The organism is Mycobacterium sp. 2YAF39 (assembly GCF_052114565.1).
GTDB lineage: Bacteria > Actinomycetota > Actinomycetes > Mycobacteriales > Mycobacteriaceae > Mycobacterium.
The window spans coordinates 276,865-291,788 of the sequence record NZ_JBFREZ010000005.1; the positions used below are offsets into that span (position 1 = coordinate 276,865).

Consider the following 14,924-nt stretch of genomic DNA (forward strand, 5'->3'; position numbering starts at 1 on the left):
TGGGTAAGAAGCGCAGGCCTACGCGGCTGGATAAATCTCCCCGCCGCAGGGCGTTCCACGAGCCAGACAGGTGACTTCACCTGTCCTCACCCACAGCGGTCAGGAGAAAACATGAGCGTGGACAGCATTTCACTCGGCAGCACCGGACTCGACGAGTTGGTTCCGTCGCGCTACGCGGTACAGGTCGGCGACATCGAGGTGCTCGTGATCAGCGACGGGGTGCTGCCCATCACCGCCAGAACGATGGCGACCAATGCCGATCCGACCGAGTACGGGAACTGGCTGAACGACATGTTTCTGCCGCAGGACGTGCTCGACTGGCCGCTGAACGTGGTCGTGGTGCGCAGCGGCGGCCGGACCATCCTCGTCGACGCGGGCCTGGGCGTGGAGTTCCCCGACTTCCCGCGGGCCGGGCAGACAGTCCACCGTCTCGAGGCCGCCGGTATCGATCCCTCGGGCGTGACCGACGTGGTGCTCACCCACCTGCACATGGACCACGTGGGCGGGCTGCTCACCCAGGGTCTGAAGGAACGGCTGCGCCCGGATCTGCGGGTCCACGTCGCGACCCGTGAGGCCGAGTTCTGGGAAGCGCCCGACTTCACCCACACCGATATGCCGGCGCCGGTGCCCGACGCTCTTCGGTCGATCGCCTCGCGGTTCCTCAACGAGTACCGCGGCCAGATCCGGACATTCGAGACGGAGTACGAGATTGCCCCGGGAGTGCTCGTCGCCCGCAACGGCGGCCACACCCCCGGACACAGCGTCGTCCGCCTGGCGTCCGGCGGCGATGCACTGACGTTCGCCGGCGATTCGGTGTTCGCGCCGGGGTTCGACAACCCCGAGTGGCACAACGGCTTTGAACACGACCCCGAGGAGTCCGCCCGCGTCCGGATCGAACTCCTGCGGGAGCTGGCGGCGACCGGCGAGGCAATGGTGGCCACTCACCTACCGTTCCCGTCGGTCTGTCATGTGGCGACTCACGGCGACGTCTTCCGGTGCGTACCGGCCTCTTGGGACTACTGACGGGGATTGTCGTTGCCGATCCCCCGGTTTACTATCGCTTGTAGTACTTCGTTGGAGGGTCAGATGGCGACACTGACAGGCACAGTGGTGACCCGGAACGACCTGCGGCGTAGGCGATTAGCGCGAGGGTGAAGGTCCCGGCCGCTTCCATCACGCCCGCCGCTGCCGGCGCCGAACCGATTAGAAGAGTTCCGGCGTCGCCGGTGGCACGTCATCGAGGAATGCACTGACCATCGGGATCAACACCTCCGAGGCCCCCGACAGCCCGACGTGCGACATGGCAGGCAGAACCACCAGGCGCGCAGCCGGAACGTCCTGCAGGACTCCGGACCTCGTCGCCTCCTCGTCGCCGCCGCCGCGCAACTTGAACATCGTCAGCGCGTGTTCGAGTGTCACGCCGTCCGCATCACCGACGATGACCATCGTCTTCGCCGAGATCGACCGCATCTCCTCGTCGCTGATGTCTTGATCCTCGATGTTCAGCACTTTCATCTTCTCGAGGTAGGCGTCGAACGCCTCGGCGTCCGGCGTGTGCTCCTTGAATGCCGTCTCAACGGGTGTGCCCGCGAAGTCCTTGGCGCTCAGACCCCCGATCGCTTCGGACACCACCGGATACCAGCCGTCCTTGCGGAAAGTGGCTGCCATTGAGACCAACTTGCTCACGAGCGACGGGTGACGGATCGCGAGCTGCAGCGCGACTCCGCCACCCTGCGAGTACCCCATCACATCCACACGCTCAATCTCCAACGCGCGCAACAACTCCGCGGCGTCGTCGCCGAACTGCGCGTAGGACATCTCCCGCGACGTATCCGCGGTGCGGCCGTGGCCTTGCTGGTCGAACACGATCACGGCGCGCTCCCGTGCAAACGCCTCCGCCCACGTTTTCATCGAATCGGTGGCCATGAATGCACCGGGTATCAACAGCAACGGTGGCTTGGACGTTCCGAGTTCGCCGTAGACCTCGTAGTACAGATTCAGCCCGTTGATCGGCAGATATCCACTGCGCGAAGGCTTGGTTGGCATCCTGTCGCCCCTCCATCTCGCATCGCTTGAGTAGATAGACCGTCAACGCGGGACAAACTCATCATCCGGCCCATTCGTTTCGTGAACGGAGATCACGATTGCCGTGGATACTCCTGACAACATCGAAGTCAGGGAGAAGTCATGAGGCAACCGTTCCGCTTCAGAGGCGCCGCAGTGCTGGCCGCAGTCAGCGTGTGTGCGCTCACTGCCCTGGCGCCCGCGGCGGGCGCGAACCCCTACACGCCGGTTCAGACGCAAGACAATGCGGAATTCGCGATCGCGGACGGCTACATCGTCAAGCAGATGGACTGCACCCCCGACAGCCCTCCGGTCTTCGAATCGATCACCTGGGATCCGCCCGGGTTCACTCCAGAGGGCGGCACGGGAATGATTCATGACGCCAACCCGGCGCTCGGCGGTCAGTTCGCCGCCAGGTGGGCGGGCGACTACTGGGATGTCGAGTACCAGTTCTGCTGAGAGGGTCGCGTGGCCAATCCGCGCGCTGTAGGGCCTATCTTCAACGAACGCGTAGTGCGGCTGTAGCGTGGCGACCGTGAATTTCTCTCGTGTGTCCTCCTCTGTCGCGCTCGCAGCCGGTGCCACGTTGCTGGTGACGACGCTCGCCGCGTGCGGCTCCGACTCCGGCTCGGCCGCCTCGTCGACGAGCTCGTCCTCAGCCTCCGCCCCCGCGGACCCGTTTTCGGTCACCGAGACCCAGACGCCAACCGAAACGCCTGCTCCGGCCGCGGCCAGCACGTGCCCGACAGCAGCGCCTGCCAATGGCGGCACACCCGAGTGGACGCTGCCCGGAGCCACCGGAAGCGTGGCTGTCACCGGCTCCACGGATGCGACAGCGCCAAACATCAAGGTGGACAAACCGTTCAGCGTCAAGGAAACCCAGGTGCACACGCTGCAGGCCGGCGAGGGACCGGTCGTCGCCGACACGGCAACGGTTTCGGTCTGCTACATGGGTGTCAACGGACGCGACGGGTCTGTTTTCGACAGCAGCTACGAACGCGGCGCCCCTGAGGAATTCCCGCTCACCGGCGTCGTGGCGGGTTTCCAGAAGGCCATCGCAGGGCAGCGAGTCGGATCCACGGTCGCCGTGGCCATGACCTCGGCCGACGGCTACGCCGACGGTCAGCCCGCCGCCGGAATCCTGCCGGGCGACACGCTCGTCTTCGCGATCAAGATCCTCAACGCGACGAGCTGACCGATCAGCGACCTGTTGCGCCGTCGATCTGCTCACGCAGGATGTCGGCGTGGCCGGCGTGACGGCCGGTCTCCTCGATCATGTGGATGAGGATCCATCGCATGGACGGTGCTGATTGGGGCCGAGCCGATCGCGGCGCGGGTTCACTCAGGTTCGCGCATGCGTCGATGATCGCGTTCGCTTCGGATATCGCGTCCCGGTACGCCGCCAGCACACCGTCTATCGTGTCGTCAGATGTAGGCCGGAACGTGGCACTCCAGTCGTCGACGTCCTCGCCGAGAAAAAGGAACCGTTCGACATAGCCCAGGTGCTTGGCCAAGCCCAGCACGCTGGTCCCCGACGGCACCCCGGCGGAACGCACCTGCGGCTCGGGCGCACCCTCGACGTTCGAAATGATCCCGCCGCGCAGGTAGTTGAGAAACGCCGTCAAGGTCGCCTTCTCCCCCGCAATGCCGTGCGGCGGGCGGTTGTCGGTCTTGTCGGGCATCGAGTTCCTTTCGCACAGAGCGCCGGTCGCGTGTCCAAAGATGCTCTCTCGCCCTATCAGACCACGAACCCGGCAAGTGGCCGGTTATCGTAAGCCGGTGGAAGGCACGCCATTCGGCCGTTACCAGCTGATCGAGTTGCTGGGGCGCGGCGGGATGGGCGAGGTCTGGCGCGCATACGACGGCGAAATCGACCGTGTCGTGGCACTCAAGATGCTGTTGCCGAATCTGAGTGAAGACCCGGAATTCGAAACGCGATTCCGGCGGGAGGTCCGCGCCGCAGCACGCCTGGACGACCGCCACGTCGTGCCGATCTACGACGTCGGCGAGATCGACGGCCGCCTGTACGTGACCATGCGCCTGATCACGGGCACCGACCTCCACACCCTGCTCGACAATGGTCCGCTCGAACCATCCCGTGCGGTGGCGATCATCGAGCAGATCGCCACCGCGCTACAAAACGCCCACCGAACAGGACTCGTCCACCGCGACGTGAAACCGTCCAACATCCTGCTCGAACCGAACGACTTCGCCTATCTCATCGACTTCGGAATCGCCCGTACCGCCGAGGACGGTGTGACGCAGACCGGTTCGACCATCGGAACGTGGGCATACATGGCCCCGGAGCGTTTCAGCAACGACCACATCAACCCCAGCTCCGACATCTATGCGCTGGCGTGTGTGCTCTACGAGTGTGTCACCGGCCAGCCGCCTTTCCCCGGTGACACCTTTGAGAGGGTCGCCAGCGGACACATCTTCAGCCCACCACCGAGACCATCCGATCTCAGCCGCACGGTTCCGGCCGGGCTGGACGCGGTAATCGCAAGGGGCCTGGCCAAGCAGCCGTCCGACCGCTACTCCACCGCCGTCGATATGGCTTCTGCTGCAAAGGAATCCATTACGCGGCCGAGTCGGCCCAACGTCGTTCACCCACCTCCGCAACCACACTCGTGGGCGCAACAACCCAGCGGTGCCCCGCCGGCCTTCTCCTACCCACACAGTGTCCCCACTGTGCACGCGACCGCCATACCGCCGGCGCCGAAGCGCAACCGCGGCCTGCTCGTCGGCGCCGTGGTGTTCCTCGCCACGCTGATGGTGATCGCCGGCGTGGTCGCGGTCGTGGGATTCAGTCAGCGCGACAAGCCCTCCGCTACCCCACAGTCCACCTCGCCGAGCGGGGCCGAATTCAGCGGCACCTACACCGCTGACTACGGTCCCGGTACGGATCTCGAGGGCAAGCCGGTCCCGAATGCGCCTGCGACAACCAGTAATTGGGCGATTCGCTCAGAATGCGGCGCGAGCGGTTGTGTCGCGACGGCGGCCAATGTCAGTGGCGCCGGGATGGCCCTGCTGTCGAACCTCACATTCGATCAACTGGGCGGTACGTGGGTCGCTGTCGGCCTCGCCTCGGCGCAGTGCGGCGGCGACCAACCCGAAGAGATCTGGGTGATCTTCACGCTGCAACCGCATCCGGACGGTACCTTGTCCGGCGAGACCATCAGGGCTTCCGCGAACGGCGCGTGCTCGGCCAAACGCACCGTGAAGTTCACCCGCACTGGCGATCCCGACCCCAACAAAGTCCCGGATCCCGCCGTCCTGCCACCGCGGGCGGTCTCCCCCGCGGAGGCACTGCACGGCAGCTACCGGCAGACGACGACATTCACGAAAGGTGGTGTCGTACCCGGAAAAGCCCTCTCCGCCAACACCTACTGCCTCCGCACCGCCGATCGCTGCATGAGCCTGTTCCATGCCGAAAACGGGGTGGTCACACTGATTTTCGCGGACGACAAGTGGACGCGCAACGAGGCAGGCACCACGGCGTGCCCGGGCGGTGGCACAGCGCAGGTGACGATCACCGCGGAATACCCGATGCCCCGGCAGTTGGACGATCCGATCGCGCTGCTCACCGGGCGCGGAAGCCAGACTGTATCGGCGGGCGGTGCGTGCACCGGCGGTGGGGATTTCACCGACACATTCGAGCGCACAGGCGATTAGCGCCTATCCGACGGCCCCTTGCGCAGATCGGCGAGCGAGTTTCGAAGACCGCCGTCAAGAGCGATCTGCACCGCGGCCACCGCGAACATCACCACCGACGTGACGATGTGCACCACCGCGTCGGTGATGTTGTTGGGAAACGCGAAGATGTAGGCGACCTGATTCGAGAAGAACGCCCAAACGCCCGGCACGGCGCCCGCCACCGCGGCCGCCAATAGGTACAGCACCGACCACGACTTGCGCATCGCGAACACCAGGCCCGGTGTGAAGAGCGCGAGGCCGGCCAGCGCATGCCAGCCGTTGTAGTCCATCCCCAGGATCTGGGCGGTGGGCGCGTCGGGTCCGGTGGCGAAGCTGGGTTCGGCGATGAAACCGACGACCGCCTGCACGACGTGGAACACACAGATGATCAGAAGTCCGGCCTGAGCGAAGCTCCACTTCACGTCCCACCTCCGTCGACGGTTCGCGATGAGCTCCTCACGTATACTACGCTCAGTAGTAGGTAGAGACAATGGTCAAGGGCCATTAAGCTGTACGGGCGTACACAAAATTTCCGTGTACTCAGTGCATAACCCGTGATCCCGTGCGCGCTCTCGCGAGTGCGGCGGGATCACGCGTCTGTCGGAGGTATCGAGTTGAAGAACATGGTCGGCGTCCCGTTGTCGGTCGTTGCCGGTGCCGTGGCGTTTGCGGCCCCCGCGGCGGCGAGCGAAGACGAATTCGTTCACACGATGCAGACCACCTACGCCTTCCTCACTGATCAGGAGTTGCGGTCCGAGGGCGCCAAGATCTGCAGCGTTCTCGGCAATGGTGTGCCCGCGTCGGACGCCGTGGTCATGGTGCGTAACGATCTGGGCGTCTCGATCTCCGCGGCAGGCGAAATCGTCAGCGCCGCAGTCGTCCAACTCGACTGCTAATACCTCGATCCTCACCCGTACCGCTGCGACGTGCGGCGCCACGTGGGAAACTCGTCTTCATGAACGCACGTCGTCGCACTGCGGCCCGCTGGTCGGTCGGTGCCGCGATGGCGGCGTCAGGCCTCATGACCGGGGTGGGCCTCGCACATGCACAGCCGCCGCCCGTGGACCCCGTCATCCCCCAGATTCCCGGCGTCGTCACGAGCATTGTGACCGCCGATGGGCCGCTGCCCGTGAATCCCCCGCCCCCACCCGGAGCACCGACGGTGCCCGCGATCCCCGCCGCCCAGCTCCAGCAGCCTGGTGCGTTGGGGTCCGTCGGTGACATCATGGGCACCTTCAGCAATCCCAACGGCATCGCGGGCCTCTTCCCCGACCCGGTCGTGCCCTACACCCCGGCACGCGAGATGCCGATGGGGCCGCCGCCTCCCCCGGATCCCGCGTTCGCTCCCCGGTCCTAGGACTCGCCGAGGGGCGACTCATCTGGGCCGCCACTACGCTGAACTCGTGGCGAAGGTGGTGTCAGTCAACCTGGCGCGTGTCCGGGCGAATCCCGACGCGCCCTCGCGGCGGACAGGCATCGACAAGTCCGCGACGTCGGACCCCGTCATGGTACGAGCGCCGGGCCCCATGCGCGGCGGGCTGGGAAGTGGGTTGGTTGGCGACACCATCGGCAACCAGAAGCTTCATGGCGGCGACGACCAAGCCGTCTACGCCTATGCGCGCGAGGATCTCGACGAGTGGGAGACCCGCATCGACCGTTCGCTGGCCGACGGGATGTTCGGCGAGAATCTCACGACCACGGGCGTCGATGTCACGGACGCACTGATCGGTGAACGGTGGAGAGTCGGCACGGGCGGGCTCGTCCTCGAGGTGTCGGCGCCGCGTACTCCCTGTCGGACGTTCTCGGCATTCCTGCACCTGAAGGACTGGATCAAGACGTTCACCAGGGCCGGAAAGCCCGGTGCATACCTGCGCGTCGTATCACCCGGACCGGTACAAGCCGGTGACGCCATCTCGATCGAAGACCGGCCCGACCACGACGTGACGATCGGCCTGGTCTTCCGCGCCCGGATGACGGATCCCGACCTGCTTCCCCGGTTACTGGCCGCCGATGCCCTCTCGTCGGAACTCAAGGCCTACGCGCGTCGCCGGATACCGAGCTAACTCATTCGGGCGCAGGCGGTTTGGGCCCGCGACGCGTCGCCCCCCACAGCCCTACCCCGATGCCCACGACGGCGCCCCCGAGCCCGATGATCTGCTGGGAGCGCTTCATCTTGTCGTGCACCCTCATGCCACCCAGCAGATCGGACGCATCGGCGCCGGCCGAGGCCAGATACCAGCCGCGGGTGTTCTTGCCGCGCACCGCCGCGGCGATCATCAACCCCCCGATGAGTGCGTCGCGATAACCCATGGAGTGCAGCAGGAGCTCCGCCGTCGGTGTCGGCTCTTCGGTATCTCCCCACAAGCGGCTCGCGCGCAGCGGATCGACGAGAAACGAGATACCCGATGCGAGGCGAATGCCGCCGACGGCGAGGGCTGCGGGGTCCAGAGGCATGGCGTGCAGCCTAAGGCAGGACCAGACTGAGCAGATGCGAATTGAGATCGTGGTGTTCGAGGGGTTCGACGCCCTGGACGTCGTTGCGCCGTGGGAGGTGTTCGCCCGTGCCGCGACCATAGATCCGGGATTCGACGTGGCGCTGGTCCGCATCGACGGTCCACCTGTCGTGTCCGCCGCCGAGGGGTTGCAATTGCATGTCGTCGACGAGTTGGGCACGCCGGATGCGCTGTTCGTACCCGGCGGCAGCTGGGTCGGCGGAACGGACACCGGTGTGCCGCGGGAGATTCGGCGAGGCACGCTGCCGCGCATCATCTCGGAGCTGTCATCCTCCGTTGAGTGGGTGTCATCGGTGTGTACGGGCGCGCTTCTGCTCGGCGAGGCCGGGATCCTACGTGATCGCAACGCCACCACGAATCCCGCAGCACTGCAGGAGCTTTCGCAGTACGGCGCGGTTGTCCGGCATAATCGCGTCGTCGACGACGGAAACCTGGTGACCGCGGGCGCCGTGACCTCAGGCATCGACCTCGCGTTGTGGCTGGTGCAACGCGAGCTCGGGGAAACCGTGGCGAGCACTGTCGCACAGGCGCTCGCATACCCGATGCCTGCCGACGTGTGGCGGCGGACCGGCTAGTTGCGTTGTTGGAGATGACTCCCGGCGCCGTTGGGATCTCGCCACGCTTCCCAGAAGAGAAGGTGAGACCGGAATCCAGGATGGCTGACCTTGTCCAGCACCCGGATACCGGCGTTCGCGACGGCCGGGATGCCGACCACCTTGTGGAAGAACCTGCCCCGGCGGTACTCCTTACCCCAGGTGGCTTCCATCTGTTGCGCGTAGTTGGTGAAGTCGTCGGGTCCGCCGTTGGTCAGGCCCGCGATGGCACACTCACCTGCGGCGAGTCCGGACTGCAGCGCTTTTGAAATCCCGGCCCCGGATACGGGCCTCGCGGCGCCCAGCGCGTCGCCGGCAAACAGGACGCCGGGCCGCCAGGGTGGCCATGCGGTGAATCCCATTGGCAGCCGCCATGCCTGGAGCGCCTTGGATTCCTTCAGCTCACTGAGCGGCGGCAATTCCCACTCGGGCGGCAGCGTGGCGAGGAACTCGCTCAGCAATTGCGTCGCGTTGATGTCGTGCCACTTCTTGTAACTGGTGCAGTAGCCGAGGCCGATGTTGGCCCTGCCGCCGCCCAGCGGGAAGACCCAGCCGTAGCCGGGCAACTGGTCGCCGTTGAACGCGAGCTTCAAATGGATGTCGAGGGTGTCGGTGTCCGCCCATTTCACGGGCATCTCGGCGCGAATCGCGATGGCCGAGTAGCCATTACGTTGCGATTCGAGCCGCAGGGCGCGCTTGACCGGAGAGTATGCGCCGTCGGCGGCGATCACAGCGTCGGCGCTGATCCGCTCACCGCCCTCGAGTACCAGGCCGGCGACGCGACCGTTGTCGTCGACGATGGGTCCGGTGACCTCGGCGGACTGGCGGACCTCGGCTCCGGCGGCCCGGGCGTGGTCGAGCAGCAGCGCGTCGAGTTCAGAACGTCGCGCGACATGGCCGTGATCGGGCATTCCTGGGCGGTTCGGAAACGACAGATTCCACTCGCTTGGGCTGAATATCCGCGCACCGTTGACCCGATGGAAGGTGTCGACCCTGTCTGCGAGTCCCATCTTCTGGAGATGACTCACCGCGCGCGGGGTGAGGCCGTCGCCGCACGGCTTGTCACGCGGGAACGCGGCCTTGTCGAGCACCACCACCCGGGCGCCCGTCTGGACGGCCTGCCACGCCGCGGCGGCCCCCGCAGGACCGCCGCCTGCAATGGCCAGGTCGTAATGCTGTGTCATCGGTCTCGTCTTGGAGCGTCGAAACTAGGTCACTTTCGACGGTATGGCTCCCGACGTGCCGTGAGGCTATATCCCCAGCCAGGTCACACTCTTGTAATCGCTGGCCTATCTACAGGCCGAACTGATCCTCGATGATGCCGAGCCAGATCTGCGCCGCGTCCATCGCCACCTTCTCGCTGATGAACGCGTGCTGGGTGCCGGTATAGATGTCCCGGAACGCCCGCTCGAGGCGGCTGCCTTCCCGAATCGAACTCGTGCCGGCGACCAGGTGTGCCCATTCCGCGCATTCCCGGGCGACGTCGGTGGCGTAGACGGCGGCGACGCGCATATCGGCGCGTAGCGCGGGCGTCAACGCCTCCCCCGATGCGACGGCGGCCTCGGCCGTGGTGAACGCCTCGAGGACGAGCAGCCGCGCGGCGCGCCACGCCGCGACGTGATGTGCGAGGCCTTTCTGGAACGTCGGCCGGCTCGCCAGTGACGCCATATCGCTCATCCGGAATTTGGTCGCCGCGAGTTCCTGAACGTCGTCGAGCATGCTCTTGGCGACACCCAGCGCCCACGACGCGTGTCCTGCCGCCGTGATGGGCATCATCCCCATCCGGGTGGCAGGCGACGTGCCCCGCCGCGGCTCGCGTGAGAACAGTTGGAAGGTCCGGTACTCGGGGACGAAAAGGTCCTGCACGGCGTAGTCGTAGGATCCGGTTCCCTTGAGCCCCTGAACAAACCAGCCGTCATTGAAGGTGATCTGGTCGCGGGGCACCACAGCCACCCGCATATCGGGCACGCCCTCGCTGATCCAGCGCATCTCGCCGTCGTCCATCGGGAAGAAGCCTGCCGCGACGTATTCGGAATGGCCGGTTCCGGACCCGAAACTCCACGATCCGCTCAGCGTGAAGCCGCCGTCGGTGGCATGGCCCTGCCCGTTGGGAAAGAACTGGCCACCCATCGTCACGCGGTTCTGGTTCGCGGTGAACACCTCCGCGAATCCGTCGTCGGGCAGATACGCCGCCGCGGCGAACGACGAGGGCAGGTTCGCGATCCCGACCCATCCGAAGGAGCCGTCCTGCCAAGCCATTTCGATCCAGGTCTCGATCATCTCGGCGAACGACGGCTCGGCTCCCCCGGCCTCGACGGGGTTGAAGGCCGTCATCAGCCCGGTGTCCCACATCTGGTCGACGATCGGCTTCGAGAGCGTGCGCAACCGCTCGGATTCCCCGGCCTGCGCCTGCACGAGTTCGCGCATGCCCCGTGCGAGTCCGACAACCTGGTCAGGTGCTTCGACTGTCGACGTCATGTCCAGACTTTAACCGCCCGCCGGGAATTTCGATACCAACCGACGCGTAATTTTTCGGACCCATAGACTTCGGCCGTGGATCTGCCCCGATTGACGGTCCCCGCGCTCCTGGAGCGCAGTGCGCGGGAGTTCGGCGACGAGACCTATCTGGTGACGCCGACGGACCGGCTCACCTATCGGCAGGCGGAGCGACGGTCGGCGGGACTCGCCCGATGGCTGCTGGCTCAGGGGGTCGGCAAGGGCGCGCGCGTCGGGCTGTTCTTCCCCAACGACGTCGAGTGGGTTGCCTGGTGGCTGGCGGTGTCCCGCATCGGTGCACTGGCGGTCCCGTTGAGCACGTTGTACGCACCCGCGGAGATCGCCAAGGTGGTCCGGCTGGCCGACGTCGGAATGCTGATCGCTCCGACCCGGGTGCTCTCCATCGATGTCGCCGAACGCTTCGAGACGGCGTTTCCCGACCTGTCCGGTCAGTCCGACCGGCTCACGATCGTTGCCGCGCCGTACCTGCGTCGCATCGTGCTGACCGGTGCATCGGACCGGCAGTGGGCGACCCAGCACGACGAGACCCTGCCCGTCGCACCCGACGAGATTCTGTCAGCGGTGGAAGCGGAGGTCTCCCCCGCCGACCTGGCCGTGATGGTGCATACGTCGGGGTCGACGGCGGACCCGAAGGGTGTGATGCACACGCACGGCACCTTGGTGCGCCAGACGTCGACATGGCCGGACGCGATCCGCGCGGTGACGGGGTCGGGCGCACGCCCGCGGATTCTGTGTGCGATGCCGTTCTTCTGGATCGGCGGACTGCTCGCCACGACGGGTGCGCTCCACGATCCCGTCACGCTGCTCGTCATGCCTCGACTCGACGCTGAGACGGCCCTGGATCTCGTTGAGCGCGAGCGGGCGACGGGCATCGTGGGATGGCCCGCCTTCACCCAGCGGCTTCGCGAACATCCGACATTCCTCCACCGCGACCTGTCCAGTGCGCCGATGCTGCGCGACGGCCCGCTGGACATCGCGATGACCGATGTGCCCGACGGTTTTCCCGTGCACCGCACCATGTCTGAAACGGCGGGCGGATTCGCGTACACGGACATGTGCATCGTCGACGACGACGGCGATCGCGTGACCGACGGTAGCGTCGGCGAACTTCTGATTCGCGGCATCGGGGTGATGGCCGGCTACAACAAGCGGGAGCGGGCCGACACATTTGACGAGGACGGCTGGTACCACACCGGCGACCGGGTCTACCGCAACGACGGCGACCCGCGACTGTTCTACGTAGGCCGCACAAGCGAACTCATCAAGTCCGCGGGGGCGAACGTGTCGCCGCTGGAGGTCGAGTCGGTAATCGAGCAGTTCGCCGAGGTGTCCCAGTGCATCGTCGTCGGGATCGACGATCCGGTGCGTGACGAGCAGGTGTGTGCCGTCGTCGTACCCGCCGTTGCGGAGATCGATGTGCAATCCCTTGCGGCGCGCACACGAGACCAGTTGTCTTCCTACAAAGTTCCCACGCTGTGGGTACTGGCGACGAGCGACCAGATCCCCACCCTCGCGAGCGGAAAGCTCAACCGCAAGGCACTACGCGCGCTCGTCACGGACGGAACGCTGACCCGCACTTAGGCGATGATGCGGCTCAGGTACGGGGTCATGTTGGCAGTGCGCACCGGCGACACCTGAACGCCGGTATCGGCGACCTCGAGCATCTGCCCGTTGCCGATGAAGAGAGCGACACTGTCGTTGCCCTCCGGCCCGTAGAAGATCAGGTCGCCCGGGAGTGCCTGCGCCGCAGTGACCTTCTGGCCGACCTTGTACTGCGCGCCTGAGGAGCGGGGCAGCTTGACGCCAACTCCCGCGAACGCATAGACCATCAGGCCTGACGCATCGAATCCGACGACATCCGCGGCCGGGTTCAGTCCCACGACCGTGCCCTCGGGGCTGATTCCGACGGCGTTGGTCGCCGGACCGCTGCCACGGGTCGGGCCCGTGGTGTCGCCGCCGCCGTATGAGAAGGGCACGCCGCGCTGGGCGACTCCGCGCGCAATAACCGTCTGGACCGCCTGCACTTGACTGGCGGGCCGTTGGGAAGGTTGAGCGGTTGCTAGGCCTGGCGTTGCGACCAACAGCGCCAAGCTGATTGCCAAGGCGTAGATGCTTCTCATCGGACTTTTCACTTTCTCGAAATAGGACGCGAACCGGTTTGATCCCCTGCGATCAAGAGTTCGCTACTCCACTTGTACAGCCAGATGGTGGGTGCAGCCCAATTCGCTCGTGGCACATGGCCAATGAGTTGTCGTACCGTGATCGAATGGTGACCGCTCGACACCGAAAAGTGGCTCGCGTCACGTTGTCTACGACCGGAGGCGGCAGATGACCGACCGGGTTGCCGTCGTCGGCGGCGGGATCCTCGGTGTCGCCATCGCCCGCGAGATCCTCATACGTCGACCCGACGCGCAGGTGACCTTGTTCGAAAAGGAGGACCGCCTCGCCGCTCACCAAACCGGGCACAACAGCGGCGTGGTCCATGCGGGCCTCTACTACGAGCCCGGTTCGGCCAAGGCCACACTCTGCCGTCGCGGTGTCGGACTTCTCCAGGAGTTCTGCGAGCAGCGCGGAATCCGGCGAATCGAATGCGGCAAGGTGCTGGTTGCCCTTGACGACGCCGAACGCGCACGGCTTTCAAACATCGAAGAGCGTGCAATCGCCAATGGCGTCCCCGGTGTCCGCACGATCGGCTCCGACGAGTTGCATGAACTCGAGCCGCACGTCCGCGGTGTCGCCGCGTTGCATTCGCCCACGACCTCGATCGTCGATTTCGCCGAAGTGACCCGCGCCCTCGCCGGGGACGCGGTGGCCGCAGGGGCGGGAATTCTTCTCGGGCAAGAGGTCATCGGATTTCGGACGACCGCCACCGAGGTCGTCCTCACCGTGCGCACGGCGGGCGGTGCCTACCAGAACACTTTCGATCAGGTCGTGACATGCGGCGGTCTGCAAAGCGATCGCCTCGCCGAAATCGCCGGGGATGGACCGGATCCCGTCATAATGCCGTTCCGCGGCGAGTACTACGCACTGACGCCCGAGCGACGTGGTGTGGTCAACGGGCTGGTGTACCCGGTGCCCGACCCGCGGTACCCGTTCCTCGGAGTCCACATCACCCCACGCGTGGACGGGGAGGTGCTCGTCGGCCCCAACGCGGTACTGGCGCTGGCCCGCGAGGGGTACACCTGGCGCACGGTTTCCGGGCACGATCTCACCGAGATCGCGCGCACACCGGCGTTCTGGCGATTTGCACGCCGGAACTGGCGCACCGGCATCCGCGAGATGCACGGCTCGCTGCACAAACGGCGCTTCATCGCGGCCGCCCGTGCCTATGTCCCCGAGATCGGCGACGACGACGTCGTGCCGGGACCGGCGGGAGTCCGCGCACAGGCCCTCGAGTCCGACGGCACGTTGGTCGACGACTTTCGGATCAGCCTGCGCGATCGCATCGTGTTGCTCCGTAACGCACCCTCGCCGGCGGCGACCTCCGCGCTCGCGATCGCCGAACACGTCGTATCCGTCCTCCCCCGCTGACCTCATCGCG

Annotated in this window: 17 protein-coding genes; 10 read left to right on the forward strand and 7 right to left on the reverse strand. The window is 66.0% G+C overall.

From position 1 onward, the window contains the following. Positions 1-111 precede the first annotated feature (111 nt). Entirely contained in the window at positions 112-1,023 is a 912-nt protein-coding gene (locus tag AB4Z42_RS16745) for an MBL fold metallo-hydrolase (protein ID WP_442010311.1), read from the forward strand. 180 nt (positions 1,024-1,203) lie between these two features. On the opposite strand, the gene AB4Z42_RS16750 is transcribed toward AB4Z42_RS16745, so the two are convergent. Beyond that, positions 1,204-2,046, reverse strand: a complete 843-nt coding sequence (locus AB4Z42_RS16750) for an alpha/beta fold hydrolase (protein ID WP_442010312.1) — start codon at positions 2,044-2,046, stop codon at positions 1,204-1,206. Between the two features lie 141 nt (positions 2,047-2,187). Here AB4Z42_RS16750 and AB4Z42_RS16755 point away from each other — a divergent pair, with 141 nt between their 5' ends. Both AB4Z42_RS16755 and AB4Z42_RS16760 read left to right on the forward strand, forming a co-directional pair. Next, on the forward strand, positions 2,188-2,523 hold the full coding sequence (locus AB4Z42_RS16755) for a hypothetical protein (RefSeq protein ID WP_442010313.1): 336 nt from the start codon (positions 2,188-2,190) through the stop codon (positions 2,521-2,523). A gap of 76 nt (positions 2,524-2,599) precedes the next feature. After that, a complete protein-coding gene (locus AB4Z42_RS16760) occupies positions 2,600-3,259 on the forward strand; it encodes an FKBP-type peptidyl-prolyl cis-trans isomerase (protein WP_442010314.1) in 660 nt (219 codons plus the stop codon). A 4-nt stretch (positions 3,260-3,263) separates the two neighbouring features. Here AB4Z42_RS16760 and AB4Z42_RS16765 read toward each other — a convergent pair whose 3' ends face one another. Further along, complete coding sequence (locus AB4Z42_RS16765; protein WP_442010315.1) at positions 3,264-3,746, reverse strand: DinB family protein; 483 nt, start codon at positions 3,744-3,746, stop codon at positions 3,264-3,266. A 40-nt stretch (positions 3,747-3,786) separates the two neighbouring features. Between AB4Z42_RS16765 and AB4Z42_RS16770 the strand changes: the two genes are divergently transcribed. Beyond that, complete coding sequence (locus AB4Z42_RS16770) at positions 3,787-5,739, forward strand: protein kinase domain-containing protein (RefSeq protein WP_442010316.1); 1,953 nt, start codon at positions 3,787-3,789, stop codon at positions 5,737-5,739. Here the strand turns inward: AB4Z42_RS16770 and AB4Z42_RS16775 are convergent. Continuing rightward, positions 5,736-6,182, reverse strand: a complete 447-nt coding sequence (locus AB4Z42_RS16775) for a DUF4383 domain-containing protein (RefSeq protein WP_442010317.1) — start codon at positions 6,180-6,182, stop codon at positions 5,736-5,738. The two genes, AB4Z42_RS16770 and AB4Z42_RS16775, sit on opposite strands and share 4 nt — an antisense overlap. Before the next feature lie 201 nt (positions 6,183-6,383). Here AB4Z42_RS16775 and AB4Z42_RS16780 point away from each other — a divergent pair, with 201 nt between their 5' ends. From AB4Z42_RS16780 to AB4Z42_RS16790, 3 genes are read left to right on the forward strand one after another with little or no spacing between them, the layout of a single operon-like run. Then, a complete protein-coding gene (locus AB4Z42_RS16780; protein WP_442010509.1) occupies positions 6,384-6,656 on the forward strand; it encodes a DUF732 domain-containing protein in 273 nt (90 codons plus the stop codon). Between the two features lie 59 nt (positions 6,657-6,715). Beyond that, on the forward strand, positions 6,716-7,117 hold the full coding sequence (locus tag AB4Z42_RS16785; protein WP_442010318.1) for a hypothetical protein: 402 nt from the start codon (positions 6,716-6,718) through the stop codon (positions 7,115-7,117). A 46-nt stretch (positions 7,118-7,163) separates the two neighbouring features. After that, positions 7,164-7,823: an MOSC domain-containing protein gene (locus AB4Z42_RS16790; RefSeq protein WP_442010319.1), complete on the forward strand. Its 660-nt coding sequence runs from the start codon at positions 7,164-7,166 to the stop codon at positions 7,821-7,823. 1 nt (position 7,824) lies between these two features. Here AB4Z42_RS16790 and AB4Z42_RS16795 read toward each other — a convergent pair whose 3' ends face one another. Further along, complete coding sequence (locus AB4Z42_RS16795) at positions 7,825-8,214, reverse strand: DUF4267 domain-containing protein (protein WP_442010320.1); 390 nt, start codon at positions 8,212-8,214, stop codon at positions 7,825-7,827. Positions 8,215-8,248: 34 nt separating this feature from the next. Here AB4Z42_RS16795 and AB4Z42_RS16800 point away from each other — a divergent pair, with 34 nt between their 5' ends. Then, positions 8,249-8,848 (forward strand): DJ-1/PfpI family protein, encoded by a 600-nt coding sequence (locus tag AB4Z42_RS16800; RefSeq protein WP_442010321.1) that lies wholly within the window; start codon positions 8,249-8,251, stop codon positions 8,846-8,848. On the opposite strand, the gene AB4Z42_RS16805 is transcribed toward AB4Z42_RS16800, so the two are convergent. Beyond that, on the reverse strand, positions 8,845-10,050 hold the full coding sequence (locus tag AB4Z42_RS16805) for an NAD(P)/FAD-dependent oxidoreductase (protein WP_442010322.1): 1,206 nt from the start codon (positions 10,048-10,050) through the stop codon (positions 8,845-8,847). The genes AB4Z42_RS16800 and AB4Z42_RS16805 overlap by 4 nt on opposite strands. A gap of 109 nt (positions 10,051-10,159) precedes the next feature. Continuing rightward, on the reverse strand, positions 10,160-11,344 hold the full coding sequence (locus AB4Z42_RS16810) for an acyl-CoA dehydrogenase family protein (RefSeq protein ID WP_442010323.1): 1,185 nt from the start codon (positions 11,342-11,344) through the stop codon (positions 10,160-10,162). Positions 11,345-11,419: 75 nt separating this feature from the next. Here AB4Z42_RS16810 and AB4Z42_RS16815 point away from each other — a divergent pair, with 75 nt between their 5' ends. Next, the gene (locus AB4Z42_RS16815) at positions 11,420-12,964 is read left to right on the forward strand and encodes a class I adenylate-forming enzyme family protein (protein ID WP_442010324.1); all 1,545 of its coding nucleotides are present in this window, start codon (positions 11,420-11,422) and stop codon (positions 12,962-12,964) included. Here the strand turns inward: AB4Z42_RS16815 and ripD are convergent. Next, entirely contained in the window at positions 12,961-13,503 is a 543-nt protein-coding gene (gene ripD / locus AB4Z42_RS16820) for an NlpC/P60 family peptidoglycan-binding protein RipD (RefSeq protein WP_442010325.1), read from the reverse strand. The two genes, AB4Z42_RS16815 and ripD, sit on opposite strands and share 4 nt — an antisense overlap. Before the next feature lie 208 nt (positions 13,504-13,711). On the opposite strand from ripD, the gene lhgO reads away from it, so the two are divergent. Then, a complete protein-coding gene (gene lhgO, locus AB4Z42_RS16825) occupies positions 13,712-14,914 on the forward strand; it encodes an L-2-hydroxyglutarate oxidase (RefSeq protein ID WP_442010326.1) in 1,203 nt (400 codons plus the stop codon). Positions 14,915-14,924: the final 10 nt, after the last annotated feature.